Genomic DNA, 13,535 nt, shown 5'->3' with positions numbered 1-13,535 from the left:
CCAATATTCCGGGTTTCATGCCCTTGCCTCCTGCAACGCCTGTCGCGTTGCTTTTAACAGCCAGCCCACATCGGCCGATAACGCGATTGCCTTCACACCCGCTTCTGCATATGACCGAGCACTCGCGACATCGAGCGCAAAAATGCCGCTCGCGATGCCTGCTTGTTTCGCAGTATCGATAATTTTCGTGATAGCCGCCTGGACGTCCGGATGTTTCGTATCACCAAGATGACCGAGACTCGCGGCCAGATCGGCGGGGCCGATGAACAGGCAATCGACGCCCGGCGTAGCCGCGATCGCTTCCACGTTTGCTAACGACTGCTCGGATTCAATCTGGACGATCGTCGATATCTGTGCGTTCGCCGAATTCACGTAATCACGCCGGATTCCGTACGCCGCTGCGCGCACGGCACTGGCGGCGCCGCGCAGGCCATCGCGGGCATCGGCGTTCGGATACTGCGTGAGGCGCACAACATGCGCCGCCTCTTCCGCCGTTTCCACGTTCGGGAACATCAGGGTGCGCGCGCCCGCGTCGAGCACGCGCTTGACCAGCCAGCCTTCATGCGCCGGCACGCGGACGATCGGTTCGGTCGGCAAGTGCGCGGCGGCGATCGCACGAAGTTGCGCGACGACGTCATGACTGTCGTTCGGGGAATGCTCCATGTCGATACACAGCCAGTCGAAACCGGCATGTGCCACGGCTTCGGCCACGTCCGCACTGCCGAGCGACAGCCACAGGCCGTACAAGGTGCCGGACTCGGTGAACCGCTGTTTGAGGAGGTTGGTGTAGGTGCTCATCGCGTGGTCCCTGGTAGATCAGGCGCGGCGGGATGGCTGGCAGGCATGTCTCGCTCCAATTGGCTATGTCGCTGGAATGCGCCGCAACAAAACGTGCGGCTTGTCCAAAGATCATACCGTGACAAAAGAGTGCTGACAGGAGCCCGCTTTGAAGAGCTGTGAAGCGTCAGACGCCTTCGACGTCCGCCCAGCAATTCGGCGTTTCGTAGAGACGCACGCGCTTCAACTTCAGATCGACGCCGTAATGGTCGTTGTAGACCTCGGAGAGAATCCGGAACGCCTCGGCGGCAAGGTTTTCAACGGTAGGAATGCGGTCGAGCACGACGGTCTTGTGGTCGGCCATCTTCTCGAGAAAGCTGCGCACGACTTCGTCGCGTGCATAGACGATAAACGCGTGGTCCCACTTGTTGACGAGATGTTCCATGGCCAGCGCTTTGACGTCGGCGAAGTCCATTACCATGCCGCGATCCGGCGCGCCTTCCGTTTCGACGATTTCGCCTTGCAGCGTGATTTCCAGCACATACCGATGACCGTGCAGGTTACGGCACTGGCTGCGGTGATCGGGGATGCGGTGGCCCGCATCGAATTCGAGTTTTCGGGTGATCGTCTGCACGTCTGCTCAGCTTGGGTGATTCGCGTTAGGGGATGTTCAGGTACTTGTGCGTCTGCATGGACAGGCGCCATTGCGGATGCCGCTTGCACCAGTCGATAGCGAGCTTCGTATTGATGTCGCGCGACGGGCCGTCCATGGGTTGCACGAGGAAATACTCGAAGTCGAGCTTGGCGTAATCGGCCAGCGGCTGGTTGTCTTGCGGCACGACGACCTTCAACTCGTTGCCCTTCGTCACCACCAGCGGCGCGCCGGCTTTCGGGCTCACGCAAATCCAGTCGATACTGTCCAGCACCGGCAGTGACCCGTTCGTTTCAATCGCCATTTCAAAGCCGGCCGCATGCAGGGCATCGACGAAAGGCGGGTCGATCTGAAGCATTGGCTCACCGCCTGTGCAGACCACGAACTTATGCGCTTCGCCTTCCGGCCATTGCAATGAAATCATGGCGACAAGATCAGCCGGCGTTTTGTATTTGCCGCCGTTCTCGCCATCGGTGCCGACGAAATCCGTATCGCAAAACTGGCACACGGCGTCCGCGCGATCTTCCTCGCGACCCGACCAGAGATTGCAGCCGGCGAAGCGGCAAAACACAGCCGGACGGCCGGCGTTTGCGCCTTCGCCCTGCAACGTGTAGAAAATTTCCTTTACTGCGTACGTCATGATCAGACCGGTTCAGTGGTGACTTGCTCACCCGACTTGTAGGCTTCGTAGCCGCGCTTGCGCAGCTTGCACGCCGGGCATTGGCCGCAACCAAAACCCCACTCATGCAGCTCGGCGCGCTCGCCGACATAACACGTGTGCGTCTCGACGCGGATCAGTTCCACCAGCGCCTCTCCGCCTAGCTTCTCGGCCAGGCGCCACGTGTCGGCTTTATCGAGCCACATGAGCGGTGTCTCGAGCAGGAAGCGGCTGTCCATGCCGAGATTGAGGGCGACTTGCAGCGCCTTCATGGTGTCATCGCGGCAATCGGGATAGCCCGAGAAATCCGTCTCGCACATACCACCGACGAGCACCTTCAGACCTCGCCTGTACGCGATGGCGGCGGCGATCGTCATGAACATGAGATTGCGGCCGGGCACGAAGGTGTTGGGCAAACCGTTCGCGCTGGCTTCTATTTCGATCTCGCGTGTCATGGCGGTGTCGCTGATTGCGCCGAGCACGGACAGATCGATCATGTGATCTTCGCCGAGCCGTTCCGCCCACTGCGGAAATTGCTGTTTCACCGATTCCCGGAAGCCTTCCCGGCACTCGAGTTCCACGCGATGGCGCTGGCCATAGTCGAAGCCGAGCGTCTCGACGGTCGTAAAGCGATCGAGCGCCCAGGCGAGGCATGTGGCCGAATCCTGGCCGCCGGAAAACAGCACCAGTGCGCTGTCTTTAGCGTCTGTCCGAGTCACCGTGAAACTCCAATGGAGAAGAGGGATACGCGATTTGGCTAACGTTCAGAAGCGGCCGCTGCGCGCGTTCTATCTTAGCCAAGTCTTTGAAGAACCAAGGATTTTATCACGAAGGCGGGTGTTCGCTCTTGGTGCGGCTTGACTCGGCGGGAAGGTGTCCGCAGACGGCTCGGCGCTTTCAAGGCTGGCAGTCCGCTCGCGGGCGCGTAGGCAGCAACCCCGAAGGAAACCCAATTGAAAATGCCCGGAAACCTTGCGGTTTCCGGGCATTTTTGCAACTGTGGTGGCCTGGGACGGAATCGAACCATCGACACGCGGATTTTCAATCCGCTGCTCTACCAACTGAGCTACCGGGCCACGAAGAACGAAAGTATATCAAAGGGGATTATGTCGCTCAAGTGCTTTTTGGCACCTTTTTACTGAAACGATCCTGGAATCCCCGCCAGTCATGCCTCGCTCTTGTTCTTGCCCAGATCCACACCAAGCTGCTTGAGCTTGCGATACAAGTGCGTGCGCTCTAGTCCCGTCTTCTCCGCCACCCGCGTCATGCTGCCGTTCTCGCGCGCCAGGTGATACTCGAAGTACGCGCGCTCGAAGGCATCGCGGGCATCGCGTAACGGGATGTCGAAGGAGATGGACGCCGTCGCGCCTGCCGGACCTGCCGCTGCCCCTAGAGCAGTTGAATCTCCACCACCGAGACTCAGCGACGAAGCCACCGGCAACGCAGCGGAAGCCGGCACCGTCGAACCACTCGGCGGCAACGCCGGTCGGATCGCCGCATTTGCGATCGGCGCGGCCGCCGTGCCGCGCGCAAGACCTTGCTCGACAGCCTTGAGCAACTTTTGCAACGCGATCGGCTTCTCGAGGAAGTTGAGCGCACCAATCTTCGTGGCCTCAACCGCCGTATCGATAGTCGCATGGCCCGACATCATGATCACCGGCATGGTCAGCTTGCCCTGCGCCGCCCACTCTTTCAGCAGCGTCACGCCGTCGGTATCGGGCATCCAGATGTCCAGCAGCACGAGATCCGGCGCCTGCCGCAACCGATACTCCCGCGCATGCTGCGCATTCTCCGCCGTCTCCACCACGTGACCTTCGTCGCTCAGGATCTCCGAGAGCAATTCCCGGATACCCATTTCGTCGTCTACCACCAGGATGGTTGCCATTTACGCTGCCCTTGTCTGCACTAATGCTTTTGTCGTTCCGTGGCTCGCCGCCGAGGGCGGTGTCGCGCCCGGTTCAGCGGAATCTTCCGCGAGTTGCAGGAACAGAATTGAGATCTGCGCGCCTTCGATCACGTCAGGTGTCTTCGAACGATTGCGGATGTCGATGCGCGCGCCATGCTCGTCGACGATCTTCTTTACCGTTGCAAGACCCAGACCCGTGCCCTTCGCCTTCGTTGTCACATAAGGCTCGAATGCGCGCGAGAGAATTCGCGCGGGAAAACCAGAACCGTTATCCGATACCGTCAACCGCACCGCCACGCGGGCATGTCCGGAGGCATCGGGGTCGCCATATTCTACTGTCTTCGTTTCAAGCAGCACGCGCGGTTCGGCGACATCGGCCACCGCATCCTGCGCGTTCTGCAAAAGATTGTGAATGACCTGCCGAAGCTGCGTGGCATCGCCGCGAATCACCGGCAATTTTGTCAGATCCACAGTGATATGACTCTTGCGCTCTTCAATGCCATACAACGTCAGCACTTCGGCCACGAGATCATTGAGCTGCAGGTTGCCCAGGACGGCTGGCGGCGTACGCGCGTATTCGCGGAAGTCGTCGACCATCTGCTTCATCGCCTGGACCTGGTTCACGATGGTGGTTGCACCGCGCTTGAGCACTTCGGCGTCGGCGGGAGCAAGCTTGTCAGTGAGCTTCATCTGCAACCGTTCCGCCGATAGCTGAATCGGTGTGAGCGGATTCTTGATCTCGTGCGCCAACCGCCGCGCCACTTCGCCCCATGCAACCGAACGCTGTGCCGAGATGACGTCGGAGATGTCGTCGAATACGACTACGTAGCCAGTCGTTTCGGCGTCGTCGGTATCGCTTTCGGTCAGGGTCAACAACTGCGTACCGCGTACCAACAAGGTCAACGGTTCAGTCTCGCCGGGCACCGGAACGGCGAGTTGCTGTTGCCAGTGACCACGGTCCCCAATAGGCCGGCCGCTGCCGCTTGCCGCTGCATCGCGATCAGCAAATGCCTTTCGCACCATCGCGCCAAACTCGGACAACACGCCGATCTGCTCAAGCGGCAGGTTAAGCGATGCATTGAACGGCTGCCGGAAGATGCGCTCGGCGCCGCGATTCGCCGTGGTCAGGCGGAACTGCCGGTCGAACACGAACACGCCCGCGGTCAGGTTCGCGAGAATGCTCTCGAGATACGCCTTCGAATGTTCGAGTGCGATCCGGTTGTTCTCAACCGCCGCACGCGCCTCGGACAATTGCCGCGTCATTGCGTTGAACGACTGCGTGAGGAAACCAAGTTCATCACGCGATTTCACTTCACGCTTGGGCGTGTAATCGCCCTCGGCAACTTCCTTCGTGCCTTGCGCGAGCAGGAACAACGGCCGCGCGAGCTGATTGCCGAGCGCGAGCGCAAGCATCATTGCGATGAAGGTGGCGAGGAACAACGCCAGCGTCAGCGTGCCGATATACATCTTGCGCAAGCCCGTGCGCCCGAGCGCCTTCTCCTGATACTCGCGATACGCGCGCTGCACGGCGTCGGCATTGCGAGCGAGTCCGGTACTGACCGGCTGTTCGATCTGCAGGAACCGCTCTGTTGGCTGCAGTTCAGTGGTCGAACTGTCGGGGATCTTCACGATCACCCGTAACCTCAATGCGCCCTTTGCACCGGTCTGACTTGCATCGCCATCGACCTCACCTTCAATCGCTCCGTACGGCCTGCCGCGCGCCTGATTCAGTTGCAGGGGAGTGGGCAAGTCGTCGGGCACGAGCGCCGCGAAATTACTCGATGCCTGCGCCACCACGCGCACATCGGGCGCGGTACCGGAACCGCTTCTCGCCGGTTCGACGATGGTCGCATCCTGCACATTGAACTGATCACGCAAGCGCAACAGCGTCAGCGTGAGGCTGGTCGGATCGGCGCTGGCGAGCTGGTCGCCCATCAGGCGGCCCTTGTTCTGCAGATCGGATAGCGATGCATCGAGCATTCCGCGCCCGAGATTCAGCCCGGACGTGAGTGCGGTTTCCACGTTCACGTCGAACCATGATTCGATACTGCGTGACACAAACTGATACGACACCACGTAGATAATGCCGCCCGGAACCACGCCCACGAGCGCAAAGATAAACGCGAGTTTCGCGAGCAGCCGCGTGCCGAACTTGCCCTGCCGTACCCTGGTAATGATGATCGCCACCAGCCCGATGACGATCAGGATGAGCACAACCGCCACCGCAAGATTCGCGGCATAGAGCCACTGATAATAGCGGTCGAAGAACTCGGTGTTCGCACTGGCAAGCGCCAGCATGACCAGCAGCAGGATGGCCGTGAGCGCGACCGTTGTCACGAGCACGCGAACCACGAGGCCTGTTATGTTCGTGCGGCGCAGCGGCCGGCGGCGTAGTTTATTTAGCACTGGTCGCCGCCGTAAAAGTAAAACGCTTCCACTCGGAAGAGAGATTCCAGTCGCGGTTGTTCACCGCGTCGATCTGGAACGGCTTGGGCATCAGGGCAATGTCGAGTTGCATGCGCACCGACGCGTTATACGTCTCGCCGGGCTTGACCTGGTTACGATCGATCACATGCCACGACGTCACGTGCTTGATGACAGCAAGCGCCTCCTCGAGCGTGGCGAAACCCAGCTGCAAGCCGCCCGTGGAGACACGATATTCGCGTGTCAGCGGTTGAAACGACAGTCGGATGCTTTGCGACACGTTCACCGGTTCTTCGTCGAACCAATACCAGCGCGGCCGCGACAAATTGAAATCGGTGGTGAAATACAAAGGCACGCCCTTGTTCACGGCGTCTTCAAGGCTGCTGTTGAGATCGAAGTCGAAACGGGCGTCGATACTCCAGCCCGACCCATCCGCCTGCAACGACGCGCGCTGCACAGCGATGGGATCGGCCTGCGCGGCCGAAACGGGCATGAACGACAGCGCGAGGCTCAGCAACATGGCCAGCACGGCCAGGCCGGCAGGCGCGAGCCGCAGCGGGAAAAAGCGTTTGATCGTCACCGTTTCTGAAAGCGCGCGTAGAAGAATCCGTCATGGTCCGCAAAGGCTTCCGCGTCCCGCGTCGATGTTGAACGGGTACGTTGCGCCTCGCCTGAATTGTCCGTCAGCGAGTTCGTGACCGGGTCCGGTGATACTGGCAAACCAACCGCGCCGGTGCGGCTGGCTGTCGGCAATAATTGCCCCGGCGCGTCCAATCGTACCGCATCTTCGTGAACCTCTCCAAACCACTGCGCCTGCAACTCGCCCTCTTCGGGGAAGATCGAGCACGTAACGTAAAGCAACTCGCCGCCGCTCGCGACCAGCGGCCAGAGCGCGGAGAGAATGCGGCGCTGCTCTTCGACCAGGGCGCCGATATCGGACGGACGGCGCAACCAGCGAATGTCCGGATGACGCCGCACGATCCCCGATGCCGAACACGGTACGTCGGCGAGAACGCGATCGAACGGATCGCCGTCCGACCAGCCCGACGGTTCGCCGGCATCGCCTACGCGAATTTCCGCCTGCAAGTTCAGGCGCTGCAGGTTCTCGCCGATACGCCGTGCGCGCCCCGGATCGCTTTCCACCGCGATCAACTCGACGTTCGCCAGTTCCAGCACGTGGCCCGTCTTGCCACCGGGCGCGGCGCATGCGTCGAGCACACGCATGCCATCGCGCGCGTTCAGCAACTGCGCGGCGAGTTGCGCGCCGGCGTCCTGAACCGAGACGACACCATCGGCGAAACCGGGAATCTTGTCGACGGTCATTGCCGTCTTGAGGCGCACGGCGTGAATGCCCACTGCTTCGGCTTCTATGTGCTCGGCCTCGAGGACCTCGAGATATTGCGCGACACTCATCCGTCGTGCGTTGACGCGCAACGTGAGCGGGCCTTGCCGATTACCGGCTTCGAGGATGTTTTCCCATTCGTCAGGCTGAGCGCGCTTGACCGCGTCGATCCACCACGCGGGATAGTTGAAACGTGCAACGGGGTTGCTTTGAACCTCGGCCAGCATCGCATCACGTTCACGCAGGAATGAGCGCAGCACCGCGTTGACCAGCCCCTTCGCAAACGCGAATTCGCGCCTCGCGGCGATCACGTTGACGGCTTGATCGACAACGGTGAAGGGCGTATACGCGGCGTGCGCTTCGTCATCGACCAGCAGCGCGAACGCGCAGGCCATCACATTCGATACATGCGGTGGCGGCGCCTTGCGCACCAGTTTCGCGAGCAGCGCGTCGGCTACGGCGAGACGCCTCAACGTGCGGTACGCAATATCCTGTGTCGCCCCACGCGATACCGCCACGTGCGTTGCCGCAATGACCGTTTGCAAAGCTGCGGGCAGCGCGGAACCGGCGCGCACCGCGCCGACCGCTTGCGCGGCGGCATCGAGCGCGAACGCCAGTGAGTCGGGAGCAAGCTGAAGCGTAGCGAGACGGGCGTCGGACGACGCTCGGCTGCTATCCGCTAATGAAACGGCGCGGCGTCGGGAAGGCTTTTCGATCATGTCGGGGCGAAGGCGTTCGAGCCGGCCAATGCCGGTCCGCACAAACGAACATTGTAACTTGCGAGGGGTTTGGGCCGAGATTGGGGCCCGGATGCTGGTCGAACGGACGGGATTCTAGACTGATCGTTGTTTTTAAAAGACCCATCGCCGCTTGCGCGGCGATGGGTCCATCACTGCGGCCTTAGACAGGCGTCATCACTCCATCCGCCCGGTTCGCGCCATCTCCATCAGGCGCGCGACGCGCTCCTCGGTCGCCGGGTGCGTGGAAAAGAGCTTGGAGATTCCGCCGCCCGCCAGCGGGTTCATGATCATCATCTGCGCGGTGGCGGGATGCTGCTCGGCCGTCGGGAACGGTACGCCCGCGGCATACGCATGGATTTTCTCGAGCGCGCTGGCGAGCGCTTGCGGATCGCCGGAAATCTGCGCGCCGCCGCGATCAGCTTCGAATTCCCGCGCCCGAGATATCGCCATCTGGATCAGCGCACCCGCCAGCGGCGCCAGCATGGCAACAGCAATACTGGCGATCGGATTTGAGCGCCGGCCGTCGGAATCCCTGCCGCCAAAGAACATGGCGAAGTTGGCCAGCGCCGAGATCGCTCCGGCCATGGTCGCCGAAACCGTCGAGATCAGGATGTCGCGGTGCTTCACGTGCGCCAATTCATGCGCCATCACGCCGCGCAACTCGCGCTCGGACAACACCCGCAAGATGCCGGTCGTCGCCGCAACAGCCGCGTGTTCCGGATTACGCCCGGTTGCAAACGCGTTGGGCGCGTTTTCGTCGATGAGATACACCTTCGGCATCGGCAACTGCGCCCGCGTGGCAAGCTCGCGAACCATCCGATAAAACTGCGGCGCGCTGGCTTCGTCCACTTCCTGTGCGTTGTACATCTTCAGCACGAGCTTGTCGGAGAACCAGTACGAGAAGAAATTCATAGCGAGGGCGACGATCAACGCAAGCATCATCCCCTTGCTGCCGCCGATCATTCCTCCGATCACGACAAAAAGGGCCGTGATCGCTGCCATCAGCATCGCCGTTTTGACCCAGTTGAACATGTCTTGAACTCCTCACCCAATATCAATGCGCGTTAAGCGCGAGCGGCCGAAACGGCCTTTTTTGCCTGACCAAACAATCGTTCAACGATTCATCAGCCCAGATTGTAAGCAAAATGTTAGATAAGGGCATCTCAGAAAAATTCAATCACCTGTGCGAAGTCGCCAGCTTGATGCCCAATCCGACGAACGCGCTGCCCACCACCTTGTCCAGCCATAGCTTGACGCTCGGCTTGCCGGAGAAGCGTTGCGTCACGCTACCCGCGATCCACGCCACAAAGGTGTTCCAGAACGTGCTGACCAGCACGAACACCAAACCGAGCGCGAGGAAGGCAAGCGTCTTGTGTGTGCTGTCGACAGCAACGAATTGCGGGATGAACGAGACAAAAAACAGCACCACTTTCGGGTTCAGCACATTGGTGACGAAGCCTTGCGTGAAGAGTTGCTGCAGCGATTTCGGCGCTGCGCGAACCCGGGTCGCTTCTGCTTCGCTCTGCTTGTCGCTGGTTTTCGCGGCTGCCGGCTTCGCGAAAATCAGCCGCACGCCAAGATAGATCAGATAAATCGCGCCTGCGAACTTGACGATAGTGAATGCCGTCACCGATGCCGCCAGCAACGCCGTCAACCCGAATGCGCAGGCCAGCGTATGCACGATGCAGCCGAGCGCGATGCCCAGCGCCGACACCACGCCCGCGCCCCGTCCTTGCGCAACGCTTCGGCCGACGATGTACGCCGTATCCGGCCCCGGCGTCACGCTCAGCAACATGACGGCGACGATAAATAGCGTGAAACCGGTGATTCCAAGCATTGCGAGACCTTTGTTTTTTGGCTGGCTTCAGCCGTCGCAGCGACGGCGCGGGAAATACGCAAACGCCGCTCTATGCACCCGGCGCGACTTCCCGAAGTTCGAATCGTTGCCCTTTAACAATAGGCGATCCGGCAAGAAATTCGCGCACTGGGAGCCGTTTGCCGCCGGGCTTTTGCAACTGCGTGAGACGCAAGCCGCCCTGACCGCAGGCGACCACGACACCCTCCGCACCGCTTTCGACAATTACGCCGGCCTCGGCATTACCCGTCAGTTCCACTGGCTCGGCGGCCCAGATCTTCACGACCACGCCATCGAGCGCACCGTACGCGCCGGGAAACGGATCGAAGGCACGAATCTGACGAGCAAGCATGCTCGCCGGACGACGCCAGTCGAGCGCTGCTTCATGCTTGGCAATCTTCTCAGCGTATGTCGCGCCGTCCTGCGGTTGTGGCGCGGCGGGCAAGGCGCCGTCGCGCTCGAGATCCCGCAACGCTTCGACGATCAGTTCAGCCCCGAGTTGGGCCATCCGGTCGTGCAGCGTTGCAGTGGTGTCGGCGGACGTGATCGCGATATGACCTTTGACGATCATCGCGCCGGTGTCGAGTCCTGCATCCATCTGCATCAACGTGATGCCAGTCTCGGCGTCACCAGCCTCAAGCGCACGATGAATAGGTGCGGCACCTCGCCAGCGCGGCAGCAGTGAGCCATGGATATTGATCGCGCCCAGCGGCGCAATGTCGAGCACTTCCTGCGGCAGGATCAGCCCGTACGCCGCAACCACCATGACGTCGTGCGGCGTGGCCTTCAGAAGTTCGATAGCAGCGGCCGCTTCCTCGGGATACTTGCCGTTGCGCCGCAATGAGGTCGGCTGCGCTACGGCCAAGCCGTGCTCGACTGCAAAGCGTTTCACCGGCCCCGCGGCCAGTTTCATTCCACGCCCGGCGGGACGGTCCGGCTGCGTCAATACGAGCGGCACATGAAAACCCGCCGCGTGAATAGCAGCCAGCGCGGCAGCGGCAAACTCGGGTGTTCCAGCAAATACGACACGCAGCGATTGAGTCATCGATTCAGCAACCTGCAAATTCCATCATCCGTCTTAGTGATTCGACACGTCACAGCGCCTTTTCGAGCTTTCTCATCTTGCCGCGGATCCGCGTCTGCTTGAGCGACGACAGGTATTCGACAAACACGCGCCCCATCAAGTGATCCATCTCATGCTGGATGCACACGGCGAGCAACTCGTCGCAGTCGATTTCGAACGTCTCGCCCTTCCCGTTCAGCGCGCGCACGCGCACCTTTTCCGGCCGCTCGACGAAGTCGTAGATGCCCGGCACCGACAAGCAGCCTTCCTCGTGATCCTTCTTCTCGTCGCTCGACCAGACGATCTCCGGATTGATGAAGACCTGGAGCTGGTCGTGCGTGTCCGAGGTGTCGATCACGATCAGGCGTTCATGCACGTCCACCTGGGTCGCGGCAAGGCCGACGCCAGGCGCCGCGTACATGGTTTCAGCCATGTCGGCGACGAGCTTGCGAATCCGGTCGTTGACGACCTCTACGGGCTTCGCGACCTTGTGCAGTCGCTTGTCCGGGTACTTGAGTATGTTGAGCAGAGCCATGATTCAGATTATCGACGCACGCCGCAGCGCGCGAAAGTCGGCCATTCGGCCAGGTTGTAAAAGAGTGCCGGTATCGGGAAGATGATTGGGCCGAAACGCAGCGCTTCAACGTCGTTTTAGCGCCGCTCGTGGGCGGCAACGCGTTGTCCGAACAGCCGGAAACCGGGCCGCTCGACAATCCTTTCTTATTTCGGGATATGAAAATTTTAACATGACGCCTTTCCTGTTGCCGACGCCCGACGCCAAGCCCTGTCTGAGAGAAACCGAATTGCAGGACGTTTCAGCCTGGCTGCGGCTAGCGAATGCGAGCGGTTTGCCGCCCATTGCGCTGCGCGCATTGCTTGCCGAATTCGGCGGGCCGCAAGCCGTGTTGAACCAGTCATTCGACGCGCTCGCGGTCATCGCCGGAGAGAAAGCCGCACGTGCCGTTCTTGGCCCACCGTCACGCTCCGAACTCGGCTCATTTGACGAATGCCTCGCGTGCACGCTTGAGTGGGCGTCGGCTCCGGGCAACAAGATCGTCACGCTTGCGGATTCAGCGTACCCGCCGGCACTCCTGACCATGCCAGATCCGCCACCGTTGCTATATATAAAGGGGCGGTTGGATCTGCTGCAGACCCGGGCAGTTGCTATTGTCGGCAGCCGGAGCGCGACGCCGCAAGGCATCGACGACGCTCGCCGCTTCGCTCAAGCACTTTCGGAGGCCGGCTTGGTGATTGTGTCGGGGCTCGCGTTGGGGATAGATGGCGCGGCGCATCGCGGTGGGCTAAGCGGTCCAGGCGGCACGATTGCGGTTATCGGAACGGGCGCGGATCTCGTCTATCCGCCGCTGCATCACTCGCTGGCGCACGAAATTGCGTTAAGCGGCACGATCGTGTCGGAATGGCCGCTCGGTACGCCGGCCCGGCCGGCAAACTTTCCGCAGCGTAACCGGTTGATCGCGGGGCTGGCGAGTGGCGTGCTGATCGTCGAAGCGGCCACTCGCTCGGGTTCTTTGATTACCGCCCGCCTCGCCAACGAAATGGGGCGCGATGTTTTCGCGATTCCCGGATCGATCCACGCGCCGCTGTCGCGCGGGTGTCATCGGATGATCAAGCAGGGGGCGAAGCTTGCGGAAACGCCCGAAGATATTCTCGAAGAGTTTGGTATTGCGGTTCAAAGCGAGGCGGTGGCGGCTCCCGTTTCCAAGCCGCGAAGGCGTGCAAAAACACGTCCAACGGAGGACGCCGGCACCGAACCGGCTACCAGCGAATTCGCGCTGGAGCTACAGGACGCGTCGGGCTTACGTTCCATCGTTCGCGGCAAGCCGGCGAGTGCATCCTGGGCGTCCGCATCGCTAAAACCTGCCAACCCCGAAGCCGAACGCCTGCTCGATGCACTCGGGCACTCGCCTGCGACGCTTGAAATTCTCGCAGAACGGACCGAAATGGATGGCGCAACGTTGCAAAGCCTGTTGCTCCAGCTCGAATTGTCGGGGCGGATTGGGGCATTGCCGGGAGGACGCTTTACCCGGCTTGAACGCTGATTTTTCGACGCCATGCTACATTCGCGACAAAATCCGCTCCCTGCACTGCCAACAAATT

Annotated in this window: 13 protein-coding genes and 1 tRNA gene; 1 reads left to right on the top strand and 13 read right to left on the bottom strand. The window is 61.1% G+C overall.

Annotated features, from left to right (window positions below; all coding sequences use genetic code 11):
* Positions 1–15: 15 nt before the first annotated feature.
* The 13 genes from FH08_RS0103405 to def form a co-directional block, all read right to left on the bottom strand.
* Entirely contained in the window at positions 16–798 is a 783-nt protein-coding gene (locus FH08_RS0103405; protein WP_031356967.1) for an HpcH/HpaI aldolase family protein, read from the bottom strand.
* Between the two features lie 166 nt (positions 799–964).
* Positions 965–1,411: a 6-carboxytetrahydropterin synthase QueD gene (gene queD / locus FH08_RS0103400; RefSeq protein ID WP_031356966.1), complete on the bottom strand. Its 447-nt coding sequence runs from the start codon at positions 1,409–1,411 to the stop codon at positions 965–967.
* A 25-nt stretch (positions 1,412–1,436) separates the two neighbouring features.
* Positions 1,437–2,069, bottom strand: coding sequence for a 7-carboxy-7-deazaguanine synthase (queE, locus tag FH08_RS0103395; RefSeq protein ID WP_031356965.1), 633 nt, complete (start codon positions 2,067–2,069; stop codon positions 1,437–1,439).
* Between the two features lie 2 nt (positions 2,070–2,071).
* Positions 2,072–2,806, bottom strand: a complete 735-nt coding sequence (gene queC / locus FH08_RS0103390; RefSeq protein ID WP_031356964.1) for a 7-cyano-7-deazaguanine synthase QueC — start codon at positions 2,804–2,806, stop codon at positions 2,072–2,074.
* A 281-nt stretch (positions 2,807–3,087) separates the two neighbouring features.
* Positions 3,088–3,163 (bottom strand) — tRNA-Phe (locus FH08_RS0103385).
* Positions 3,164–3,252: 89 nt separating this feature from the next.
* Complete coding sequence (gene esaR, locus FH08_RS0103380; RefSeq protein WP_031356963.1) at positions 3,253–3,972, bottom strand: response regulator transcription factor EsaR; 720 nt, start codon at positions 3,970–3,972, stop codon at positions 3,253–3,255.
* A complete protein-coding gene (locus FH08_RS0103375; RefSeq protein ID WP_051887710.1) occupies positions 3,973–6,399 on the bottom strand; it encodes a sensor histidine kinase in 2,427 nt (808 codons plus the stop codon).
* Positions 6,389–6,997, bottom strand: coding sequence for a DUF4390 domain-containing protein (locus FH08_RS0103370; protein ID WP_031356961.1), 609 nt, complete (start codon positions 6,995–6,997; stop codon positions 6,389–6,391). The genes FH08_RS0103375 and FH08_RS0103370 overlap by 11 nt, the downstream gene beginning before the upstream one ends.
* Positions 6,994–8,478 (bottom strand): 16S rRNA (cytosine(967)-C(5))-methyltransferase RsmB, encoded by a 1,485-nt coding sequence (gene rsmB, locus FH08_RS0103365; RefSeq protein WP_031356960.1) that lies wholly within the window; start codon positions 8,476–8,478, stop codon positions 6,994–6,996. The genes FH08_RS0103370 and rsmB overlap by 4 nt, the downstream gene beginning before the upstream one ends.
* 195 nt (positions 8,479–8,673) lie before the next feature.
* Positions 8,674–9,531, bottom strand: a complete 858-nt coding sequence (gene htpX / locus FH08_RS0103360) for a zinc metalloprotease HtpX (protein ID WP_031356959.1) — start codon at positions 9,529–9,531, stop codon at positions 8,674–8,676.
* 145 nt (positions 9,532–9,676) lie between these two features.
* A complete protein-coding gene (locus FH08_RS0103355; protein ID WP_031356958.1) occupies positions 9,677–10,336 on the bottom strand; it encodes a LysE family translocator in 660 nt (219 codons plus the stop codon).
* A 70-nt stretch (positions 10,337–10,406) separates the two neighbouring features.
* The gene (gene fmt, locus FH08_RS0103350) at positions 10,407–11,399 is read right to left on the bottom strand and encodes a methionyl-tRNA formyltransferase (protein ID WP_031356957.1); all 993 of its coding nucleotides are present in this window, start codon (positions 11,397–11,399) and stop codon (positions 10,407–10,409) included.
* Between the two features lie 49 nt (positions 11,400–11,448).
* Positions 11,449–11,952, bottom strand: coding sequence for a peptide deformylase (gene def / locus FH08_RS0103345; protein ID WP_031356956.1), 504 nt, complete (start codon positions 11,950–11,952; stop codon positions 11,449–11,451).
* Positions 11,953–12,163: 211 nt separating this feature from the next.
* Between def and dprA the strand changes: the two genes are divergently transcribed.
* A complete protein-coding gene (dprA, locus tag FH08_RS0103340; RefSeq protein ID WP_051887708.1) occupies positions 12,164–13,477 on the top strand; it encodes a DNA-processing protein DprA in 1,314 nt (437 codons plus the stop codon).
* Positions 13,478–13,535 lie beyond the last annotated feature (58 nt).

Source organism: Caballeronia sordidicola (assembly GCF_000729995.1).
GTDB lineage: Bacteria > Pseudomonadota > Gammaproteobacteria > Burkholderiales > Burkholderiaceae > Caballeronia > Caballeronia sordidicola_A.
The sequence above is the reverse complement of the archived record's forward strand: the minus strand, read 5'-3'. Positions and strand labels throughout refer to the sequence as shown.

Bases quoted from the DNA above. Each gene is read 5' to 3' on its own strand.
- queE (WP_031356965.1), bottom strand. From the start codon at position 2,069: ATGACGTACGCAGTAAAGGAAATTTTCTACACGTTGCAGGGCGAAGGC.
- FH08_RS0103405 (WP_031356967.1), bottom strand. From the start codon at position 798: ATGAGCACCTACACCAACCTCCTCAAACAGCGGTTCACCGAGTCCGGC.
- FH08_RS0103355 (WP_031356958.1), bottom strand. From the start codon at position 10,336: ATGCTTGGAATCACCGGTTTCACGCTATTTATCGTCGCCGTCATGTTG.
- def (WP_031356956.1), bottom strand. From the start codon at position 11,952: ATGGCTCTGCTCAACATACTCAAGTACCCGGACAAGCGACTGCACAAG.
- htpX (WP_031356959.1), bottom strand. From the start codon at position 9,531: ATGTTCAACTGGGTCAAAACGGCGATGCTGATGGCAGCGATCACGGCC.
- fmt (WP_031356957.1), bottom strand. From the start codon at position 11,399: ATGACTCAATCGCTGCGTGTCGTATTTGCTGGAACACCCGAGTTTGCC.
- rsmB (WP_031356960.1), bottom strand. From the start codon at position 8,478: ATGATCGAAAAGCCTTCCCGACGCCGCGCCGTTTCATTAGCGGATAGC.
- dprA (WP_051887708.1), top strand. From the start codon at position 12,164: ATGACGCCTTTCCTGTTGCCGACGCCCGACGCCAAGCCCTGTCTGAGA.
- esaR (WP_031356963.1), bottom strand. From the start codon at position 3,972: ATGGCAACCATCCTGGTGGTAGACGACGAAATGGGTATCCGGGAATTG.